Consider the following 18191-nt stretch of genomic DNA (forward strand, 5'->3'; position numbering starts at 1 on the left):
CCTCGTGGGGGCAACGGGCGGCACGGTCGTGTCGAGCGGGGTGGCCTTCGCGGCCGCCTGCCCCTCCGGCACCGGTGTCACCGTGGTCGTCAACTCCTCGGTCTCCTGCGACGGCAATGGCGGCGGACCCGCATCGTCGAACTTCGCCGCTGGTGGTCACTCGCTGAAGTACGCCAGCCGCCAGCCCGGTTTCGTCTGCCGTGTCGACGGCGCTCCTGCCAGCGATCCGTGCGTCAACGCCTCGCCGTCGGACGCCTACTGGGCGCTGTTCTGGTCGGACGGCAAGTCCGGCACGTGGAGCTACAGCAGCGTCGGCGTCGGATCCCTGAACGTGCCGACCGGAGGGTGGGTGGCCTTCGCGTTCCAGAGCTCGAACTCCCGCACGTACCCCGGTGTGAGGCCGTACACGGCGCCGTCGGCCCCGGCCCCGGCACCGAAGCCGAAGGCAGCGACGCCCACGAGTGCTGCGCCCTCGCCGTCGGCCTCCGCTCGCGCTGCGGCGTCCGCCAAGTCGAAGGGGTCTTCAGCCTCGCCTGCGCCGAGTGCGTCTGCGTCAGCCACGGCAGCGGCCGGGGCGCGCGAAGAGGCGCTGCAGCGTGCCGCGCAGCGGTCCGACGACTCACCGACGTCGACGTTGTGGGTGGGCATCCTGCTGGCGCTGCTGCTGCTGATCGGCATGGGCGTCACGATCTGGCAACGGCGAGCACGACGGTCGTGAGGCAGTGACGCCGCGGGACCTGCATCCCGGGGCCTGGTGGATCTGGGCCCTGGGCCTGGCGACCGCGGCGTCCGCCACGACCAATCCGTTCGTTCTGGTGCTGATCGTGCTCGCGGCGGCGTCGGTGGTGCTCGCTCGGCGCACGGAGGCGCCGTGGGCCCTGTCGTTCCGGCTCTACGTGTATCTGGCGCTGCTCATCATCGCGATCCGCGTGGTGTTCCGCATCGTGTTCGGTGGCGTCGATGACGACGTCGTCCTGTTCTCCCTGCCGCAGATTCCGCTGCCCGACTTTGCCGCTGGCATCCAGCTGTTGGGGCCGGTCACGCGAACCGACCTGCTGGGCGGTCTCTACGACGGACTGAGGCTTGCCGCGATCATTCTGTGTGTCGGCGCGGCCAACACGCTGGCCAACCCGCGGCGACTCCTCGCCAGCCTCCCGCCCGCGCTGTACGAGCTGGGGACGGCCATCGTCGTCGCGTTGTCGGTGTTCCCCCAGCTGGCCGAGAGCATTGGTCGGGTGCGCCGAGCGCGTGCGTTGCGAGGCGACCCGGGTCGCGGGATCGGGGCGCTGCGACGCATCGTGGTTCCCGTGATGGAGGACGCACTCGACCGCTCGATGTCACTCGCCGCCGGCATGGATGCCCGCGGCTACGGGCGCGCCGGCACGGCCTCGAAAGCCGAGCGCCGCGTCACCGGGCTGCTGATGATCAGTGGCCTCGTGGGCCTGTGCGTGGGGGTCTACGCGTTGCTTGACCGCACTGCGCCGCGCTGGCTGGCCCTGCCATTCTTGGTGGGGGGCGTGCTCGTCGCGGCCGCCGGTCTGGCTTCGGCGGGCCGACGGGTGCAGCGGACCCGCTACCGACCCGACCCGTGGCGCGCCGCCGAGCTGCTCACGATGGCTTGCGGCATCGCCGCCGCGGCGCTGGTGCTGACGGCGGGTGCCGCCGTGGCATACCCGGCCCTGGAGGTGCTGCCCGGCCTCTCGATCCCGGTTCTGCTTGCGATCGTCGCTGCGACTGCCCCAGCCTTCCTGACCCCGCCGCCGGCCCTCGATGCCGCATTTGCAGAGCTCTCCGAGCGAGGTGCGCCGTGATCGAGCTGCGTCACCTCTCCTTCACCCACGACGGTGCCGCCGCACCGGTGCTGCGTGACGTCGACCTCGCGATCGAGGAGGGCGAGCTGGTGCTGGTGGCCGGCCGGACCGGTTCGGGCAAGTCGACCCTGCTCGGCACGATCAACGGCCTGACGCCGCACTTCACCGGCGGAACCCTCGCAGGCGACGTGCTGGTCGACGGTCGGAGCATTCGCGACCGTGCACCACGCGATCTCGCCGACCTGGTCGGCTACGTGGGCCAGGATCCGCTGGCTGGCTTTGTCACGGAGGTTGCGGAGGACGAGCTCGCCTACGGCATGGAGCAGCTGGGCCTGGATTCCGGCACCATGCGCCGCCGTGTCGAGGAGACCTTGGATCTGTTGGGGATCGCCGATCTGCGTTCCCGTGCGCTGCGCACACTTTCCGGCGGTCAGCAGCAGCGCGTCGCGATCGGTGCCGTGTTGACGATGCACCCCAAGATCCTGGTGCTGGACGAGCCGACGTCAGCCCTGGACCCGACCGCGGCCGAGGACGTGCTGGCGACTCTGGCCCGTCTGGTCGACGATCTCGGCGTGACGGTCGTCGTGGCCGAGCACCGGATGGAACGGGTCATCCCCTTCGCTGACCGGCTCGTCGTGATCGAGGATGGACGAGTCCGCGGTGGCGCTCCGCAGGAGGTGCTGGTCGATGCCCCGGTCGCCCCGCCGCTGATCCATCTCGGCCGGCTGGCCGGGTGGGACCCGCTGCCGCTCTCGGTGCGTGAGGCACGGCGCCTGGCCCGCGGTCTCGGTGACCTCGTCACGCCCGTCCCGGTCGCTCGCGACTCCGGCAGGATCCTGCTCGACGCGTCAGGCGTCACGGTCCGGTACGGGTCGACGGTCGCGGTGCGCGAGGTGGACCTGCAGCTGAGGTCGGGCCAGGTACTGGCGCTGATGGGACGCAACGGTTCGGGCAAGTCGTCGCTGCTGTGGGCTCTGCAGGGGTCAGGTCGGCGGACCGCCGGTTCGGTGCAGGTGGACGGAATCGATCCAGCCGCTGGGAAGTCAGCCACGGCTCGAGCACTCGTCGGGCTCGTGCCGCAGACGGCCTCCGACCTGCTCTATCTCGAAACCGTCGAGGCCGAGTGCGATGCCGCTGACCGGCAGGCGAGCTCCGAGAGCGGCGCCTGCCGGGCGTGGCTCGATCGACTCGCACCCGGGCTGCCCGATGACCGCCACCCGCGCGACCTGTCCGAAGGCCAGCGGCTCGCGCTGGTGCTGGCGATCGTGCTGACCTCCCGGCCCCAGATCATCGCGCTCGACGAGCCGACTCGTGGGCTCGACTACGCCGGCAAGCACCAGCTGGCTGCCATCGTGCGCACGCTGACCGACGAGGGACGCGCCGTGGTGCTCGCGACGCATGACGTCGAGTTCGTGGCCGAGGTCGCCGATCGGGTCGCCGTGCTGGCCGATGGGGAAGTTGTCTCGTCGGGGCCGGTGGCAGACGTTCTGGCGGAGTCGCCGTCATTTGCGCCGCAAGTCGCCAAGGTCCTCGGCGCGCCGTGGCTGACCGTCGACCAGGTCGCGCGGGCCATTGCGTCGGGTGACCGCTCATGAGGACGCTCGGTCCCCGTTCGGTCGCCGTCCTGACGGTCGCGTCACTGCTCGGTCTGGCGATGTTCTTGTGGCCGTTGCTCGTCCGGGTGCCCGAGGGGACCGTGCGCGTCGACCCCCCGTTCATCCTGCTGGCCCTGCTGCCGCTGGTCGTGCTGGTGGTCGTGGCCGAGATGTCCGAGAACGGCATCGACTCCAAGGCCCTGGCCATGCTCGGTGTCCTGACCGCGATCAACGCGGCGCTGCGCAGCCTGGGCGCCGGCACGGCCGGGATCGAGGTCGTGTTCTTCATGCTGATCCTGAGCGGGCGGGTGTTCGGCCCCGGCTTCGGTTATCTGCTCGGCTGCACCTCGCTGTTCGCGTCTGCGCTGCTGACATCCGGGGTGGGCCCGTGGCTGCCGTTCCAGATGATGGCATCGGCGTGGATCGGGCTGGGTGCCGGACTGCTGCCGCGTCGGGTGACCGGACGCGCCGAGATCGCGATGCTGGTCGGCTACGGGATCGTGTGCGCCTACCTGTTCGGCGCGCTGATGAACATGTCGTCGTGGCCGTTCGTTGCGGGCATCGCCGTGCCAGGGCACGAGGGATCCTTGTCGTACGTGCCGGGCGACTCGGTGCTGGAGAACCTGCACCGGTTCGGCATCTACACGCTGCTGACGTCCACCGGAGGCTGGGACACGGGCCGTGCGATCACCAACTCGATCGCGATCGTCCTGCTTGGTCCGGCTGTCCTGGCCACCCTGCGCCGAGCCGCGCGGCGGGCCCGGTACGGCCCGATCGCGGCTCAGCCGGTCGGCCCTACGCTGGATCCATGACCGGACCCGTCACCGTCTCGATCACTCGACAGGTTGATCCGTCTCAGGCGGACCAGATGCTGGCCTGGCTGCGCGCCGGCACCGAGCTCGCCGAACGGTTCGAGGGTTTCCTCGGATCCGGCTGGGTGCGCCCGCAAGCGGCGTCGACCGAGTGGCACATGCTCTACCGCTTCGCCTCGCAAGACGCTCTGGAGACGTGGGAGCTGTCGTCGCAGCGGCGATGGTGGCTGGACTCGGCCCAGGGCTTGGTCGACGAGTCCTCACGCGAGCACCGCACCGGCATCGAGGGCTGGTTCGACGAACCGACCAGCGTGGATGTGCAGGACCTCCGCGCCCCGGCACCGGCGCCACCGCGATGGAAGCAGATGTGTGCGATCTTCCTGGTGTTCTTCCCGCTGAGCGTCGCAGCGAACTACGCCGCGAAGGATCTCGCGGCCGACTGGTGGCTGCCGCTACGGGTGCTGGCGACGGTCGGCGTCATGACTCCGGTCATGACCTATCTCGCTCTGCCGTGGATCACCCGGCTGCTGCAGCCGTGGCTCAACGGCTCGCGCCGATCCTGAGTGGCGAGCGCCCGGTTGGCGGTGCGTGAACTGGAACTTCTGGACCGGCGATCTGGTCGGTACGATGGGACCGACACTAACGAGGTGCGATGAAGGTCCTGATCACGGGCGGTGTGCGCTCGGGCAAGTCGTTCCACGCCGAGTCGCTGCTGCTGGCCGAGCCGCGAGTCACCTACGTCGCGCCCGGCCCGGCCGCCGACGTCGACAATGACCCGGAATGGGCCGCCCGGATCGCCATCCACCAGGCCCGCCGGCCCGCGCACTGGATCACTGTCGAGACGACCGACCTGGCCACCGCGATCAAGGATGCGGATGGCGCGGTCCTGGTCGACTGCCTGGGCACATGGGTCGCCACGACCATCGACGAGCTCGACGGGTGGGACTCGGTTCGCGAGGACTGGGAGCCCGTGCTGTTCGAGCGTCTCGATGCGGCGCTTGCCGCGATCGCCGCGCACGACGCCACGGTGATCGCGGTGACCAACGAGGTGGGCATGAGCGTCGTCCCCGAGCGCCGTTCCGGGCGGGTCTTCCGGGATCTGCTCGGTACGGTCAACCAGCGCGTCGCCGAGGAGTGCGAGGACGTCCTGCTGGTCGTGGCCGGACGCGTGCTCAAGCTCTAGTGCGGCGGGTGCCGGGCTCCGTCGAGTCGCGCGGTGCGGGTGTCGGGACATGATCGAGCACGCAGTCTCCGCACACCCCGGTGCGCGGCACCCGGTAGAACAAGCAGCACGAGCGGCGCACGAACCCCGGTCGCGACGCGTCCAGCCGTAGAGTCCCCTGCAGGGGGCCCTGTGCCAGCATCCCCTCCAGGATCTGACTTCCGGCGGCGGCCCGGTCGGGTCTGGCGGCAGACAGGATCGTCTGAGCCCCCGCCAGGCTCGAGGCGACATTGCCCCACAGCACCTGGGTCGAGAGCGCGAATGTCGAGGCGAATGACTCCAGGATCGGGTCCACGACCGGCGCGATGACCCGATCGTGGAGCTCGTGCGAGGGATCGGGGGCGGGCGTGCTGTTGGCGGAGCCCGATCTGGCCATCGGCCACGGCCCCCCGGTGACGGATCTCCACCACAGGTCCTCGAGGCCGAGGCCCGGGACCTGTCCGGTCAGCGCGGCACACCCGAAGGCGGGCGACACCAGCCGGGCGGCGAGCCCGAGGAACAGGATCGATGCTGCGGCACGCTCTTCGACCGCGCTGATCGGAACGCCGGACCGGTCAGCGAGCAAGGCACGGGTCGAGCCGACGCGCTCGCCCAGCAGCTCGGGCCGACCGACCAGCTCGGTGAGTGGGCGCCAACCGGAATCGGGCGTCCACCACTCCACGACGAAGAAGGGTCCGAGCTGCGCGGCAACGTCCAGCGCGTCGTCTCCCATACCTGCCATCATCCCTGCCCGGATCGCACTGCGCTGTCCATCTGCCTCACGACGGCGGCCGATCGACGACGCGCCAGTCCTGCAACGCGCACCCACCGCGCGATCAATGCGGTGTCGGTGGGATCAGCGCGAAGCTTCCCACGTGGCGCTTCCGAAGGAACTCCTGCTGGGCTGTCGCGATCTGCTCCAGTGGGAAGGTCCTCTCCAGGAGTGGCTTGATCTCTCCCCGTTCGATGTAGGAGATGACGTGCGGGAACACCGGCTCGTCCCACGCGGTACACCCGAGAAGGGTCAGATCCTTGAGGTAGAAGGTCCGCATGTCGAGGTCCACCAGCGGCCCCCCGATGGCTCCCGATGACACGTACGTCCCGCTCCGGCGGAGGAGATCCAGCATGGCTCCGAAGCGGGGGCCAGCCACGTTGTCGATGACCACGTCGACGCTGCTCTCGCCCAGGACCTCGACGGGGTCGAGATCGCGGTCGATGACCGTGTGGGCCCCGAGCGCGCGAACCCGGTCGTGCTTCTCGAGACCGGCGATCCCGGTGACCCGCGCACCACGTCGCCTGGCCAGCTGCACCACCGCCGATCCCACTCCGCCGGATGCCCCGGTGACCACGACCTGGGAGTCCTCGGTGACACCGGCGCGATGGACCATGTTCTCGGCCGTGCCGTAGGCGCACGGGACGGTCGCCAGCTCGGCGTCCGTCCAGTCGCACTGGACCGGAAACGCCTCCTGGGCAGACACCACGACGTGCTGCGCGAACGCGCCGGCCAGATCTGATCCCAGCCACACCGTCTGCGGCGACGAGAACCCCTCGACTCGCATGCATGCGCGCACCAGCACTCGCGCTCCGATCGTCGAGGCGTCCCCGCCGGGACCGACCTGGACGATCCGCCCGCAGCAGTCGGCGCCCTGGATCAGGGGGAAGGGCGTGGACTTGTCCCAGCCGCCGTCCGGGCTCGACGAGGACGAGTACCAGCCAAGTCGGGTGTTGATCTCGGTGTTGTTCACACCGGCCGCCAACACCTGCAGCAGCACCTCGCCTGGGCCCGGCACGGGAATCGGGACATCGGTGTAGACCAGTCGGTCGTAGTCTCCGACCCCGGTTGTCACGACGGCCTTCATGGTCGCGCCACTGCTGACTTCCGTCATGGCTGCGCGCTCCCGGTCACGAACCATCCGAACGGGCGAGCCGGCCACAGTGCGGAGGCGTAGCGCTGCCGCAGATCCGGAGTGCTGAAGCCAGCCGCCCGGAGCAGTGCGGGTATGTCGCGATCGAGGTGGCACCCACCCGCGGCGCGACCCCACACGGGTTGGAGCGATCGCTGGATGCGGGCCACTCGATGAGTCGGCGCGAGCGAGTGCTCCACGAAGTGCAGACGGCCTCCGGGACGAAGCACGCGACGCGCCTCGGCCAGGGCGCCGGCGAGATCCGGGATGGTGCACATCGTCCACGTCGAGACAACGGCATCGACCGTGGCGTCGGGCAGGTCCAGTCGGGCTCCGTCCAAGCCGATGCGCTTGACCGGGCGGCCGAACCCGTCGATGCGCTTCCGAGCGATGTCCCATGCCCGGTCGGACGGTTCGACCGCCAGGACGCGTGTGACGCCGGCGCCGTAGTGACTCAGATTGGTGCCCGAGCCGAAGCCGATCTCGAGCACCTCGCCGGAGAGATCGCGGCACACTCCCTCCCGCCAGCCGCCGGTCATGCGGTCTCCGAGGACGACGTCGATCAGACGGGGAAGGACGCGCTCGTCCCAGCGCTCACCGGCGGTCATGATGCCAGTCTCCCGCACGACGGTGTGCACGAGCGTGCGAGGATCGGCGGATGACGGCCCGACCTCCCATCGCATCGTGATCCTCGACGACCTGGCGCTCCCGGGAGGTCCGGTCGATGATGCGCTTCTAGGTCCGCTGTTGCTGTCGCAGGGCATGGGTGGCGCGCAGGAGATCGTCCGTGTCCACCGCCCCGAACCGACGGCGGCCTTCAGCCGGCGGGACTCCCGCAGACCGGGATTCGATCGCGCCGCCGACAGCTGTAGCGCAGCCGGGTTCGTGCCGATCATTCGTCCGCAGGGCGGCAAGCTGGCCGCATATCACCGCGGGAGCGTGGTGATCGATCATGTGGTCCGGGTCGCCGATCCGACGTCGGGCCTGAAGGTGCGATTCGAGCGCTTCGCGCGCCTGCACGCCGATGTCCTGACCGGATTTGGTCTGGATGCGCGGATCGGCGAGCTGCCCGGTGAGTACTGCCCGGGGGAGTTCAGCATCAATGTCGCCGGGACGACGAAGATCGTGGGATCGGCCCAGCGGATCACCCGCGACGGGTGGCTGTTCAGCACGATCATCCAGGTCTCGGACTCGGTCTCGATCAGGGACGTGCTCACTGCAGCGTATGCCGACATCGGGTACGACCTGGATCCAGCGACGATCGGGTCGATGGAGGACCAGTGTCCCGGGGTCACCGCCCAGCAGGTCCAGGCGGCGTTGATCGAGGCGTACTCCGCAGATGTCGGTGCTGGGCGGGGACCACTCTCGGTCCAGATCCTCGATGAGCTCGCGTCGCTGCGCTCAGCAGGACGCTGACCGGGGCAGGCCGGGCCCGTCGAGGTGGAGTGCTGCCGGGGTCAGCGGTCCAGCAGCGCGCGAAGGGACTCGTACTCCTGCGCGTCGACCTCGCCACGAGCCAACCGGAGGTCGAGGACCTCGCGGGCAGAGCCGCCGTGCTGCGTCACGGCACCGGGCGCAGCAGTCGGGTGCGCCATCGAGTTCTTGACGGTCCAGAGGATCGCGAGGCCGACCAGCACCAGCAGGAGGAGTCCGAAGAGCATCATGATCCACATGCCTGGTTCGATCGTGGCGCCGTCGTGGTGGTCGCGCATCGTCCGGCCGTGATCCTTGAGCAGAAGCATCTCTTGAGAGTACGCGTTCTCCGGGACGCAACGAAGAGATTCCTGGGCTCAGTCCTCGGGGTCGACCGGTGGCTCAGCGCCTTCGCGCTCGTCGCGGTCGGCCCACTCCAGCAGCGGTGAGAGGTCGAAGACCGCGTCGTCGATGCCGCCGTGCAGGTCGCCGAGCTCGGCGAAGCGCGCCGGCACGGTATCGATCGTGAAGTCGTGCGGATCCACGTCGTCGACCTCGTCCCAGCGAATCGGTGTCGACACCCGTCCGTCTGGGAGCCCGCGCACCGAGTATGCAGCTGCAATGGTGTGGTCGCGGGCGTTCTGGTTGTAGTCGACGAACAGCTTGGCCGGATCGCGATCCTTGCGCCACCACGTCGTCGTGACGTCATCGGGGGCCCGTCGCTCCACCTCACGCGCGAAGGCCAGCGCGGCCCGTCGCACGTCGTGAAAGCCGTGCTCGGCCGCTATCCGGACGTAGATGTGCATCCCGGATCCACCCGAGGTCTTGGGGAAGCCGGTCGCGCCCAGGCCGTCGAGCACCTCCCGGGAGATCCGGGCGACCCGGCGTACCGTCTCGAAGTCGCACGCAGGTCCCGGGTCCAGGTCGACGCGCCACTCGTCGGGCTTTTCGACGTCGGTCCGTCGGCTGTTCCACGGGTGGAACTCCACGGTCGACATCTGCACGGCCCAGATGACTGCCGCGAGCTCGGTCACGCACAGCTCGTCGGCCGCTCGGTCGTAGCGCGGAAACGTCACCCGCGCGGTCTCCAGCCACGGCGGTGCACCGCTGGGCACCCGCTTCTGGTGCACCTTGTCGCCGCTCAGTCCCTTCGGGAAGCGGTGCAGCATGCACGGCCGCTCGAACAACGCGTTGACGATGCCGTCGCCCACTGCGAGGTAGTACTCGACCAGGTCGAGCTTGGTCCAGCCGTGGTCAGGAAAGTAGACCCGATCGGGGCTGCTGACCCGTACGACGCGGGAGCCGACCTCGATCTCCACGGCAGGTGCGGACGCCTTTGCCATGTGTCAAAGGTAGGCCCACGATCAGCTAGGGGCGAGGCACGCCGGTGGCATTCGGGAAGGCGACCGCGCCCGAGGCCTCGACGCCGCGGGCCAGCTCCAGCAATGGCTGCTCGATCGTGATCATTCGCCCGGTGGCTTCGCGGCCCAGGCCAGCTGCGCAAACCCGGTCTGTGGCGTCCTCGATCTGCTGGCGGGCCGCCCTTCCGGCTGCGGTGATCGTGCCGTCGGACTCCACCCAGCCGCGCGTCATCAGCCGGCTGGTCGCGGTGGCCCAGTCGTCCTTGGTCCACCCACGCAGCTCGCGCTGGTGCTCCCCGATCAGCCCCGCAGCGATGGCCAGGGAATTGGCCGCCGCGCCGTCCAGACCCGCAGCGGTCAGCACGGCGACGTGACAGTCGCCCCGATACTCTCGAATCACGGTCGCGGCATGCCACAGCAGCCCGGCGTCGTCAGCCGGCTCCGGCAGCTCGAAGTGTGCGGCGGCAAGGGGTTTGCCGGCGAAGTCGATGCCCCGGGTGATGGCTGACAGCTCCTTGGCCAGGCGCACGGTGTCGGCGTCCGCGAGTGCCGGCGCCAGCGCGTCACGGGCGATGTCGTATCGCGTGGCGAGAATGTCGTCGCGGGAGGCCATCCCCCATGCGTCCGGCAGGGCGCGGGCGACGATGCTCGGTGCGAAGCCGTGAAAGGTCGCGACCACGAGCGCAGGGGGCGGCATCCCGAGCGCTGCGGATCGGGACGCCATGTAGCCCATCCAGTAGCCCTTGAGGCCGATCGTCGCGTAGCGCTGCTTCGCGTCAGGTGCGAAGTAGACGACGTCGTGGATGGCTTCGATCGAACGCCAGAAGGTCGTGGTGCGGCTCATGGCGCCCACCGTAACGGTGTGGCTCACGACAGTAGGCTGGGTGGCGATGACAGACACGACGCAGAACACCCGAGTACTGCTCGCCTCGCGACCCCACGGCGAGCCCACCTCCGCCAACTTCCGGATCGAGTCCGTGCCGATGCCCGAGCCCGCCGACGGCGAGGTCCTCCTGCGAACCGTCTACCTGTCGCTCGATCCCTACATGCGCGGCCGGATGAACGAAGCCAAGTCGTACGCGGCACCGGTCGAGCTCGGCGCGGTCATGGAGGGCGGCACGGTGGCCGAGGTCATTCAGTCCCGCGACCCGTCGCTGAAGCCGGGGGACATGGTGCTGTCACACCTGGGCTGGCAGTCGCACGGCGTGCAGCAGGCCAGGCACGTCCGCAAGCTCGACCCGGCCCGGGCGCCGATCTCCACGGCAGTCGGCGTGCTCGGCATGCCGGGTTTCACTGCGTACGCCGGTCTGCTCGAGATCGGCAGGCCGCAATCGGGTGAGACCGTGGTGGTCGCCGCCGCAGCCGGACCGGTTGGCTCGGCCGTCGGTCAGATCGCCCGCATCAAGGGCGCTCGCGCGGTTGGCATAGCCGGTGGCGCGGAGAAGGTCGCCTGGCTCGAGGAGCTCGGCTTCGACGTGGCACTGGACCACCGTTCCCCAACGTTCAGGGATGACCTCAAGGCCGCCGTCCCCGACGGCATCGACGTCTACTTCGAGAATGTCGGGGGTCATGTGTGGGAAGCCGTCCTCCCGCGCCTCAACACCTATGCCCGGGTGCCGGTCTGCGGACTGGTCGCGCACTACAACGAGACCGAACCGCGAGAGGGTCCTGATCGTTCGGCCCGTCTGATGTCCGCGATCCTGACCAAGAGCATCACGGTTCGCGGATTCATCCAGCACGAATTCGTCAAGAGTCACTACAAGCAGTTCCAGGCCGATGCTGCCGAGTGGATCCGCGACGGGAGCCTGCGCCACCGCGAGGACGTCGTCGACGGGCTGGAGAACGCGCCGGACGCGTTCTTCGGCATGCTCAGCGGCAAGAATTTCGGCAAGCTGCTGGTCCGGGTCGGCGAGGACCCGACCCGCTGAGACTGCCGCTCGTCCGCGCGAGGGCGACCCACAGCGACAGTCCCAGCGAGGTTGAACCGGCTACTGCAGCGTCATCTTGGGCTCTCCGAGCGAGGTGAGACCCGTGCCGGTGCGCGTGCAGGTGCCGCTCCTGGTTGCGCCCGCGTTGTACGCCTGGCGCACGCACGACCGGGTCGCCAGCTGGCCCCAGTAGTTGGGGTGCAGCGATTCCTGGATGTAGTACGGGCTGCTGCCGCCGGTCGTGACGGTGCGGATCTGGTTGATCCACTCCGTACGGTCGACCGCGGTCGGTGCGGACCAGTCGGCAAGCCCGACCTCCTCGTACAGGCCGACGCTGCTCTCGCACAGCCGGCGACCGTTGAAGGTCGCGGCCAGGTTGAGCGTCTTGGCGTTGGTGATCCCGGCCTGACTTATCGCGCCGGTCACGGTGCTGTTGATCGTTGGCAGCGCGGTCGCGTTGGCCCAGTTTGCGTCGGCGTCCCAGAATCCGCAGCCGCCCGTGCTCTGGCGGGTGTAGCCACTCTGGCTGTAGCGGAAGCCCGAGCCGTTGGGGAGAGGCGAGGGATAGTTCTGGACCAGCAGGGTCCATGAGCTGTCGGCGTATCCGGCGTTGCGCATCGCGGTGCGGATGTTGGCGTACGCGTTGGCGATCTTGGTCTTGACGGCGGCGACGTTGCTGCTGGTGAAGTTGGCCGTGACATTGCTGTCGTCATTGCAATAGTTCTTGAACCAGGACGGTGAGCCCAGGAAGTCGGACACACACGTCTGCACGATCTCGGCGAAGTTGAAGTCGTTTCCGCCGATCGAGACGGTGACCATCGTGACGTTGTGCGTCGCGGCGAACTGCTGCAGCATCTTTGCCTGGCCGAGCTTGCCTGCGCCGTCGTCGAAGAAGTCCAGGCCGGGCTTGAAGTTGGTGCCGTTCACCGTTGAGGTCGTGGCGCCCGAGCAGGCGAGATTGAGTCCCTGCACGCCGCCACCGAGGTAGATCTCGGCGGACTTGCTGCGATGGCACCGATCGATCTGCTCGGCGTTGTTCGCGGCGTTGTCGAAGTAGGCCGTGCCCCCGAGCCGGTCCGCGCGTGCGGCGCTGCTGTTGGAGGAGCCGGCCCAGCGGCCGGCCTCACCGGAGATGTAGGAGTCTCCGACCGACACGACGTACGGGGACCCGGATCCGGGCCCGTCGGCCTGTGCAGCGGTGGGGATGAACGTGAACGCAGCGAGCGCAAGGCTCGAAGCTCCGATGAGTGGACGCGCTCGAGTAACCAGCGACATGCAGTGCCTCCTAGGCGGACGTGCTACCTCCGACCCAGCGGGCCCGGACCGAACCTAGTGGTGCAGATCACATGCTGTAAATGGCCGAGACGGATGTTTCTGGCGTCACCGAGCAGCCGGCGGGTCCGCTTGAAGACGATCGGGCAGGTCAGATCGCAGCGTGGCGCAGGATCCAGTCGACGAACGCGGTGGCCTCGCGCCAGTCCGTCCGGACGTGGTCGAGCAGCGCCGGCGTGTGGATGACCGGTTTGAAACCGTAGTCCTTGGTGAGCGTCATCGACTGGTGTCGGAGCAGCTCGATGCGAGGATGGGTGACGTCGTATCCGCGCGGAGCGGTCTTCAGGCGGTCGCCGCCGAGCTCCCAGCCGGCCGCCTGCATCGGGGCCAGGATGTTCTCTAGATCGGCGCCGTGATGCTGGTGGACCATCGCTTCGCGGATGCTCGCCAACCGCGTGGGCGATGCCTCGTAGAAGCCGACGCCGACCCGCACGCCCGGCGCTCCCACCTGCACGTAGTAGCCGGTCGACGGGCCCCGCGGCACGAAGGCACCCTGATGGGTCTTGTAGGGGGTCTTGTCCTTCGCGAACCGCACGTCCCGGTAGGGGCGGAACACCTTCGCATCCCCGAACTCGTCGGACAGGGCGGCGGTCAGCGCCTTCATCGGTGCTGCGACCGCCACGTCGTACGTCGGCCTGTGCGCCTCCCAGAACAGCTTGGTGTTGTCCATCTCGAGATCGTCGTAGAAGTCGAGGGCCGTCTCGGGGAAGCCGGTGAACTCGGGCACGGGCCGAGCCTACCGGCGTGCCTGTGAGCCAGTCAGGGGACGAGCAGGACCTTGCCGGTCGCCCGGCGCTCGTCGAGCGTCAGCAGGGCGTGCCCGGCCTCCTCCAGCGGGAAGGTCGGTCCGACGACTGGCTGCAGGGCTCCGCTCTCCAGGTGGGGGACGAGTGCGGCCCATTCCTTGGCGATGTGGCCGGGGCGCTTGAAGACGTACGCCCCCCAGCCGACGCCGACGACGGAGACGTTGTTGAGCAGCAGCCGATTGACCTTGACGGTCGGAATCTCTCCAGCGGTGAAGCCGATGACCAGAATTCGGCCATCGTCGTCCAGGCATCGCAGCGAGTCGGTGAATCGGTCCCCGCCGACCGGATCGATCACGATGTCGACACTGCCGTGCTCCTTGACGGCATCCTTGAACCCATCGGCCAGCACGAACTCATCGGCGCCGGCCGCGAGTGCGATAGCACCCTTCTCGGGGGTCGAGGTGACGGCAACGACCCGGCCCGCTCCGAAGGCCTTGGCGACCTGGATTGCGGCCGTACCGATGCCGCCGGCGGCACCGTGCACCAGCACAGACTCCCCCGGCTGGAGGTGGCCGCGCTCGACCAGCGCGAAGTAGGCCGTGCCGTAGTTGAAGACGATCGAGGCGCCCTGCTCGAATGAGATGGTGTCGGGCAGGGGGAAGGTCGTGTCCAGCGGCGCCAACGCTTCCTCGGCGAAGCCACCGAGCAGACACAGCGCGGCGACCCGGTCGCCCGCTGCGAAGCCGGATCCGTCCGGCGCGCTGATGACCTCGCCGGCGATCTCGGCACCCGGTGTGAACGGCAGGTCGGGCCTCAGCTGGTAGAGCCCACGGCTCTGCAGGACCTCTGGGAACGCGACGCCTGCGGCGCGGACGCGGATCAGTACCTGGTCGGGACCGGGCTGCGGAGTCGGGAGGTCGACGACCTCGACCGCGGAGGGACCGTCGAGCGTGGTGATCTGGACTGCCTTCATGCGGGCGAGACTAGCGCATGCGCTAAGCGGATGCTTAGTGCCGCGGGGTGCCGCGGACGCCCTCGGAGTGGCCCGACGGCCCGCAGGGGACAATGCTGGGATGCGCCTCATCGATCTCCTGCCCTCCGGCACGACGACCGACGAGGACGTGGTCTACGACGCGATCTCGCAATGGGTCGACGATCGTGGTCTGACCCTCTATCCCGCGCAGGACGAGGCGATCCTGGGATGCGTGGCCGGGTCCAACGTCGTCCTTGCGACACCGACCGGATCGGGCAAGAGCCTCGTCGCGACCGGCGCGATGGCAGCGGCCTTGGCGCGGGGCGAGTGCAGCGTCTACACCGCGCCGATCAAGGCGTTGGTCAGCGAGAAGTTTTTCGACCTGTGCGAGATATTCGGCGCTGACAACGTGGGCATGGTGACGGGCGATGCAGCCGTCAACGCCGATGCGCCGATCATCGCCGCGACCGCCGAGATCCTCGCCAACATGGCGCTGCGTGAGGGTGCCGGCGCCGACATCGGCCTCGTCGTGATGGACGAGTTCCACTTCTACGCCGATCCTGACCGCGGATGGGCGTGGCAGGTCCCGCTGATCGAGCTCCCGCGCGCACAGTTCCTGTTGATGTCGGCGACGCTGGGCGACACGAGCAGGCTCGAGGCCGACCTGAGCCGGCGCACTGGCCGGGAGACCACCGTTGTCTCTTCGACCGAGCGACCCGTGCCGCTGGTCAGCGAGTACGTCACCTCGCCCGTGCAGGAGACGCTCGAGCAGCTGATCGAGACGGGACAGACGCCGGTCTACGTCGTGCACTTCACGCAGGTCTCCGCACTCGAGCGCGCGCAGGCACTGACCAGCATCAAGGTCGCGACCCGCGAGGAGCGCGACGTCATCGCCGAGGCGCTGGGCGACTTTCGCTTCTCCTCGGCTTTCGGCAAGACGCTCTCGCGCCTCATCCGGATGGGAGTCGGGGTGCATCACGCGGGCATGCTGCCGCGTTATCGCCGACTCGTCGAGACACTCACCCAGCAGGGCCTGCTCAAGGTCGTGTGCGGCACCGACACTCTCGGCGTCGGCATCAACGTGCCGATCCGGACCGTCCTGTTCAGCGGTCTGTCGAAGTACGACGGTATTCGTCAGCGTCAGCTTCAGGTGCGCGAGTTCCAGCAGATCGCCGGTCGAGCGGGTCGCGCCGGTTACGACACGATCGGTCACGTCATCGTCGAGGCGCCTGAGCACGACATCGAGAACGCCCGGCTGGTGCGCAAGGCCGGCGATGACCCCAAGAAGCTGCGCAAGGTCAATCGCAAGAAGGCGCCGGAGGGATTCGTCTCCTGGGGCGAGGGGACGTTCGAGAAGTTGTCGACCGGCACGCCGGAGTCGCTGGTCTCCCGCATGAAGGTCAGCCACGCGATGGTGCTGGACGTCGTCTCACGCCCCGGCGACGCGCGCGCCTCGCTCGAGCGGCTGCTGCGGGAGAGCGGCGAGACCGAGGAGTCGCAGGACCGCATGCTGGCCGAGGTCGACGAGATCATCGAGGCCCTGCTCGCCGGTGAGGTCGTGGAGCGCATCGATCCGCCCGATGACGAGGGCCGTACGCTCCGGTTGACGATCGATCTTCAGGCCAACTTCGCGCTCAACCAGCCGCTGTCACCGTTCGCGGTCGCTGCGTTCGAGCTGTTTGATCGCGAGTCGCCGACCTACGCTCTGGACATCGTCTCGGTCGTCGAGGCGACGCTCGACGATCCCCGCCCGATCGTCAACGCCCAGCGGCACCGCGCTCGGGGCGAGGCCATCAACGAGATGAAGATGGACGGCATCGAGTACGACGAGCGGATGGAGCTGCTTGAGGAGATCACGCATCCCAAGCCGTTGGCGGAGATGCTGACCGCGGCGTACGAGACCTATCGGGGTGGTCACCCGTGGGTCGCCGATCATGAGCTGCGGCCCAAGTCGGTGGTTCGCGAGATGTGGGAACGGGCGATGACGTTCTCCGAGCTGATCGGCGACTATCAGCTGGCTCGCTCCGAGGGGATGGTGCTGCGCTATCTCTCGGACGTCTACAAGACCCTCGGCCGGACGGTCCCCGAGCGGGCACGCAACGAGGAGCTCGAGGATCTCACCGAGTGGCTCGGCGAGCTGGTCCGGCAGACCGACTCGAGCCTGCTCGACGAGTGGGAGGAGCTCATCAATCCGAGCACCGATCCGGCCGAGGTGCGGGCCAGGGCTGAGGGGAGCACGGCACCGCGTCCTGTCACGGGCAACACTCGGGCGTTCCGCGTCCTGGTCCGCAACGCGCTGTTCCGCCGGGTCGAGCTTGCCGCCTTCGGACGGTGGACTGCCCTGGCCGAGCTCGACGGCGAGGACGGCTGGGATGCCACGGCGTGGATGGAGGCGATGGCGGCATACCGCGAGGAGTACGACGACATCGGCACCGGACCGGGTTCCCGCGGACCCGACCTGTTCATGGTCGAGGAGGGCGCAACGACCTGGACCGTCCGGCAGACCTTCGACGACCCCGACGGAGACCGCGACTGGGGCATCACCGCCCAGGTCGACCTGGCCGAGAGCGACGAGATCGGCGAGGCTGCCGTCACGGTTCTCGAGGTCGGCCCGCGCTAGGCCTGGCGTGAGGTGAGCTTCAGTGGAGCCTTGTCGCCGGGGACGTTGGTGATGTTGCGCAGGTGATTGGGCGCGGTCTTGGTCGCGGACACCTCGTAGCGCTGCAGCACCTCGCGCAGCACCACGGTGCCCTCCATGAGCGAGAACGCGGCACCGATGCAGCGCCGCACGCCACCGCCGAACGGCAGCCACATGTTGGGCGAGATCTTCTCCTCGACGAACCGATCGGGGATGTACTCGTGCGCATCGGCCCAGTTCTCGTCCCGACTGTGGGCCAGCATGATCGATGGTGCGACGGTGACGCCCCGCGGGAGCAGCCGGCCGGCGACGACCTGGTCGCTCTTCAGCGTGCGGGCCACGAAATCGATCACGGGGTGGACGCGCATCGCCTCCTTGAGGCAGGCCTCGAGATAGGCGTCGTCGCCCGTGTCGGCAGCCACGACCGCCTTGGCCAGGATGTCCGGGTGGCTCCCGAGCTCGTGCAACGTCCACGAC

General features: G+C 68.8%; 19 protein-coding genes. 9 read left to right on the forward strand and 10 right to left on the reverse strand.

Annotated features, from left to right (window positions below; translation table 11 throughout):
• From WB461_RS03180 to cobU, 6 genes are all read left to right on the forward strand, one after another.
• Positions 1–718 (forward strand): hypothetical protein (locus WB461_RS03180; protein WP_423851271.1); only part of this gene is annotated, 718 nt, incomplete at its 5' end.
• Positions 719–722: 4 nt separating this feature from the next.
• A complete protein-coding gene (locus tag WB461_RS03185; protein WP_423851272.1) occupies positions 723–1811 on the forward strand; it encodes an energy-coupling factor transporter transmembrane component T in 1089 nt (362 codons plus the stop codon).
• Positions 1808–3406, forward strand: a complete 1599-nt coding sequence (locus tag WB461_RS03190) for an ABC transporter ATP-binding protein (RefSeq protein WP_423851273.1) — start codon at positions 1808–1810, stop codon at positions 3404–3406. The genes WB461_RS03185 and WB461_RS03190 overlap by 4 nt, the downstream gene beginning before the upstream one ends.
• Positions 3403–4218: an ECF transporter S component gene (locus tag WB461_RS03195; protein WP_423851274.1), complete on the forward strand. Its 816-nt coding sequence runs from the start codon at positions 3403–3405 to the stop codon at positions 4216–4218. Before WB461_RS03190 ends, WB461_RS03195 begins: the two co-directional genes overlap by 4 nt.
• The gene (locus tag WB461_RS03200) at positions 4215–4781 is read left to right on the forward strand and encodes an antibiotic biosynthesis monooxygenase (RefSeq protein ID WP_423851275.1); all 567 of its coding nucleotides are present in this window, start codon (positions 4215–4217) and stop codon (positions 4779–4781) included. Before WB461_RS03195 ends, WB461_RS03200 begins: the two co-directional genes overlap by 4 nt.
• A gap of 89 nt (positions 4782–4870) precedes the next feature.
• The gene (gene cobU, locus WB461_RS03205; RefSeq protein ID WP_423851276.1) at positions 4871–5401 is read left to right on the forward strand and encodes a bifunctional adenosylcobinamide kinase/adenosylcobinamide-phosphate guanylyltransferase; all 531 of its coding nucleotides are present in this window, start codon (positions 4871–4873) and stop codon (positions 5399–5401) included.
• On the opposite strand, the gene WB461_RS03210 is transcribed toward cobU, so the two are convergent.
• The 3 genes from WB461_RS03210 to WB461_RS03220 all read right to left on the reverse strand — a co-directional run bounded on the left by WB461_RS03210 (position 5391) and on the right by WB461_RS03220 (position 7931).
• On the reverse strand, positions 5391–6152 hold the full coding sequence (locus WB461_RS03210) for a (2Fe-2S)-binding protein (RefSeq protein ID WP_423851277.1): 762 nt from the start codon (positions 6150–6152) through the stop codon (positions 5391–5393). The two genes, cobU and WB461_RS03210, sit on opposite strands and share 11 nt — an antisense overlap.
• Before the next feature lie 103 nt (positions 6153–6255).
• Positions 6256–7305 carry an alcohol dehydrogenase family protein gene (locus WB461_RS03215; protein WP_423851278.1) on the reverse strand — a complete coding sequence of 350 codons (1050 nt, stop codon included), beginning with the start codon at positions 7303–7305 and terminating at the stop codon, positions 6256–6258.
• A complete protein-coding gene (locus tag WB461_RS03220; protein WP_423851279.1) occupies positions 7302–7931 on the reverse strand; it encodes a class I SAM-dependent methyltransferase in 630 nt (209 codons plus the stop codon). The genes WB461_RS03215 and WB461_RS03220 overlap by 4 nt, the downstream gene beginning before the upstream one ends.
• Positions 7932–8007: 76 nt before the next feature.
• Here WB461_RS03220 and WB461_RS03225 point away from each other — a divergent pair, with 76 nt between their 5' ends.
• Complete coding sequence (locus WB461_RS03225; protein WP_423851280.1) at positions 8008–8739, forward strand: lipoyl protein ligase domain-containing protein; 732 nt, start codon at positions 8008–8010, stop codon at positions 8737–8739.
• Between the two features lie 41 nt (positions 8740–8780).
• Here the strand turns inward: WB461_RS03225 and WB461_RS03230 are convergent, their stop codons facing one another.
• Genes WB461_RS03230 through WB461_RS03240 form a run of 3 tightly spaced genes read right to left on the reverse strand, consistent with a single transcriptional unit; the run spans position 8781 to position 10968 of the window.
• Positions 8781–9065: a hypothetical protein gene (locus WB461_RS03230; protein ID WP_423851281.1), complete on the reverse strand. Its 285-nt coding sequence runs from the start codon at positions 9063–9065 to the stop codon at positions 8781–8783.
• 48 nt (positions 9066–9113) lie between these two features.
• Positions 9114–10079: a non-homologous end-joining DNA ligase gene (gene ligD / locus WB461_RS03235; protein ID WP_423851282.1), complete on the reverse strand. Its 966-nt coding sequence runs from the start codon at positions 10077–10079 to the stop codon at positions 9114–9116.
• Between the two features lie 25 nt (positions 10080–10104).
• Positions 10105–10968 (reverse strand): SCO6745 family protein, encoded by an 864-nt coding sequence (locus WB461_RS03240; protein ID WP_423851283.1) that lies wholly within the window; start codon positions 10966–10968, stop codon positions 10105–10107.
• Positions 10969–10987: 19 nt separating this feature from the next.
• On the opposite strand from WB461_RS03240, the gene WB461_RS03245 reads away from it, so the two are divergent.
• Positions 10988–12025, forward strand: coding sequence for an NADP-dependent oxidoreductase (locus tag WB461_RS03245; protein WP_423851284.1), 1038 nt, complete (start codon positions 10988–10990; stop codon positions 12023–12025).
• Between the two features lie 60 nt (positions 12026–12085).
• Here WB461_RS03245 and WB461_RS03250 read toward each other — a convergent pair whose 3' ends face one another.
• From WB461_RS03250 to WB461_RS03260, 3 genes are all read right to left on the reverse strand, one after another.
• Positions 12086–13300 (reverse strand): hypothetical protein, encoded by a 1215-nt coding sequence (locus WB461_RS03250; RefSeq protein WP_423851285.1) that lies wholly within the window; start codon positions 13298–13300, stop codon positions 12086–12088.
• A 148-nt stretch (positions 13301–13448) separates the two neighbouring features.
• Positions 13449–14084 (reverse strand): DUF2461 domain-containing protein, encoded by a 636-nt coding sequence (locus WB461_RS03255; protein ID WP_423851286.1) that lies wholly within the window; start codon positions 14082–14084, stop codon positions 13449–13451.
• A 32-nt stretch (positions 14085–14116) separates the two neighbouring features.
• Entirely contained in the window at positions 14117–15076 is a 960-nt protein-coding gene (locus WB461_RS03260; RefSeq protein ID WP_423851287.1) for an NADPH:quinone oxidoreductase family protein, read from the reverse strand.
• Here WB461_RS03260 and WB461_RS03265 point away from each other — a divergent pair.
• Positions 15075–17696, forward strand: a complete 2622-nt coding sequence (locus tag WB461_RS03265; protein ID WP_423851288.1) for a DEAD/DEAH box helicase — start codon at positions 15075–15077, stop codon at positions 17694–17696. The genes WB461_RS03260 and WB461_RS03265 overlap by 2 nt on opposite strands.
• Here WB461_RS03265 and WB461_RS03270 read toward each other — a convergent pair.
• Positions 17693–18191: cytochrome P450 (locus tag WB461_RS03270; RefSeq protein ID WP_423851289.1), on the reverse strand; the 499-nt coding region annotated here is incomplete at its 5' end. The genes WB461_RS03265 and WB461_RS03270 overlap by 4 nt on opposite strands.

This window comes from Aeromicrobium sp. (genome assembly GCF_049587115.1).
In the GTDB taxonomy this organism is placed as follows: Bacteria; Actinomycetota; Actinomycetes; order Propionibacteriales; family Nocardioidaceae; genus Aeromicrobium.

Excerpts from the sequence above, each read along its gene's own strand:
- WB461_RS03195 (WP_423851274.1), top strand. The coding sequence starts at position 3,403 with ATGAGGACGCTCGGTCCCCGTTCGGTCGCCGTCCTGACGGTCGCGTCA.
- WB461_RS03200 (WP_423851275.1), top strand. The coding sequence starts at position 4,215 with ATGACCGGACCCGTCACCGTCTCGATCACTCGACAGGTTGATCCGTCT.
- cobU (WP_423851276.1), top strand. The coding sequence starts at position 4,871 with ATGAAGGTCCTGATCACGGGCGGTGTGCGCTCGGGCAAGTCGTTCCAC.
- WB461_RS03210 (WP_423851277.1), bottom strand. The coding sequence starts at position 6,152 with ATGGGAGACGACGCGCTGGACGTTGCCGCGCAGCTCGGACCCTTCTTC.
- WB461_RS03215 (WP_423851278.1), bottom strand. The coding sequence starts at position 7,305 with ATGACGGAAGTCAGCAGTGGCGCGACCATGAAGGCCGTCGTGACAACC.
- WB461_RS03220 (WP_423851279.1), bottom strand. The coding sequence starts at position 7,931 with ATGACCGCCGGTGAGCGCTGGGACGAGCGCGTCCTTCCCCGTCTGATC.
- WB461_RS03230 (WP_423851281.1), bottom strand. The coding sequence starts at position 9,065 with ATGCTTCTGCTCAAGGATCACGGCCGGACGATGCGCGACCACCACGAC.
- ligD (WP_423851282.1), bottom strand. The coding sequence starts at position 10,079 with ATGGCAAAGGCGTCCGCACCTGCCGTGGAGATCGAGGTCGGCTCCCGC.
- WB461_RS03245 (WP_423851284.1), top strand. The coding sequence starts at position 10,988 with ATGACAGACACGACGCAGAACACCCGAGTACTGCTCGCCTCGCGACCC.
- WB461_RS03250 (WP_423851285.1), bottom strand. The coding sequence starts at position 13,300 with ATGTCGCTGGTTACTCGAGCGCGTCCACTCATCGGAGCTTCGAGCCTT.
- WB461_RS03265 (WP_423851288.1), top strand. The coding sequence starts at position 15,075 with ATGCGGGCGAGACTAGCGCATGCGCTAAGCGGATGCTTAGTGCCGCGG.
- WB461_RS03260 (WP_423851287.1), bottom strand. The coding sequence starts at position 15,076 with ATGAAGGCAGTCCAGATCACCACGCTCGACGGTCCCTCCGCGGTCGAG.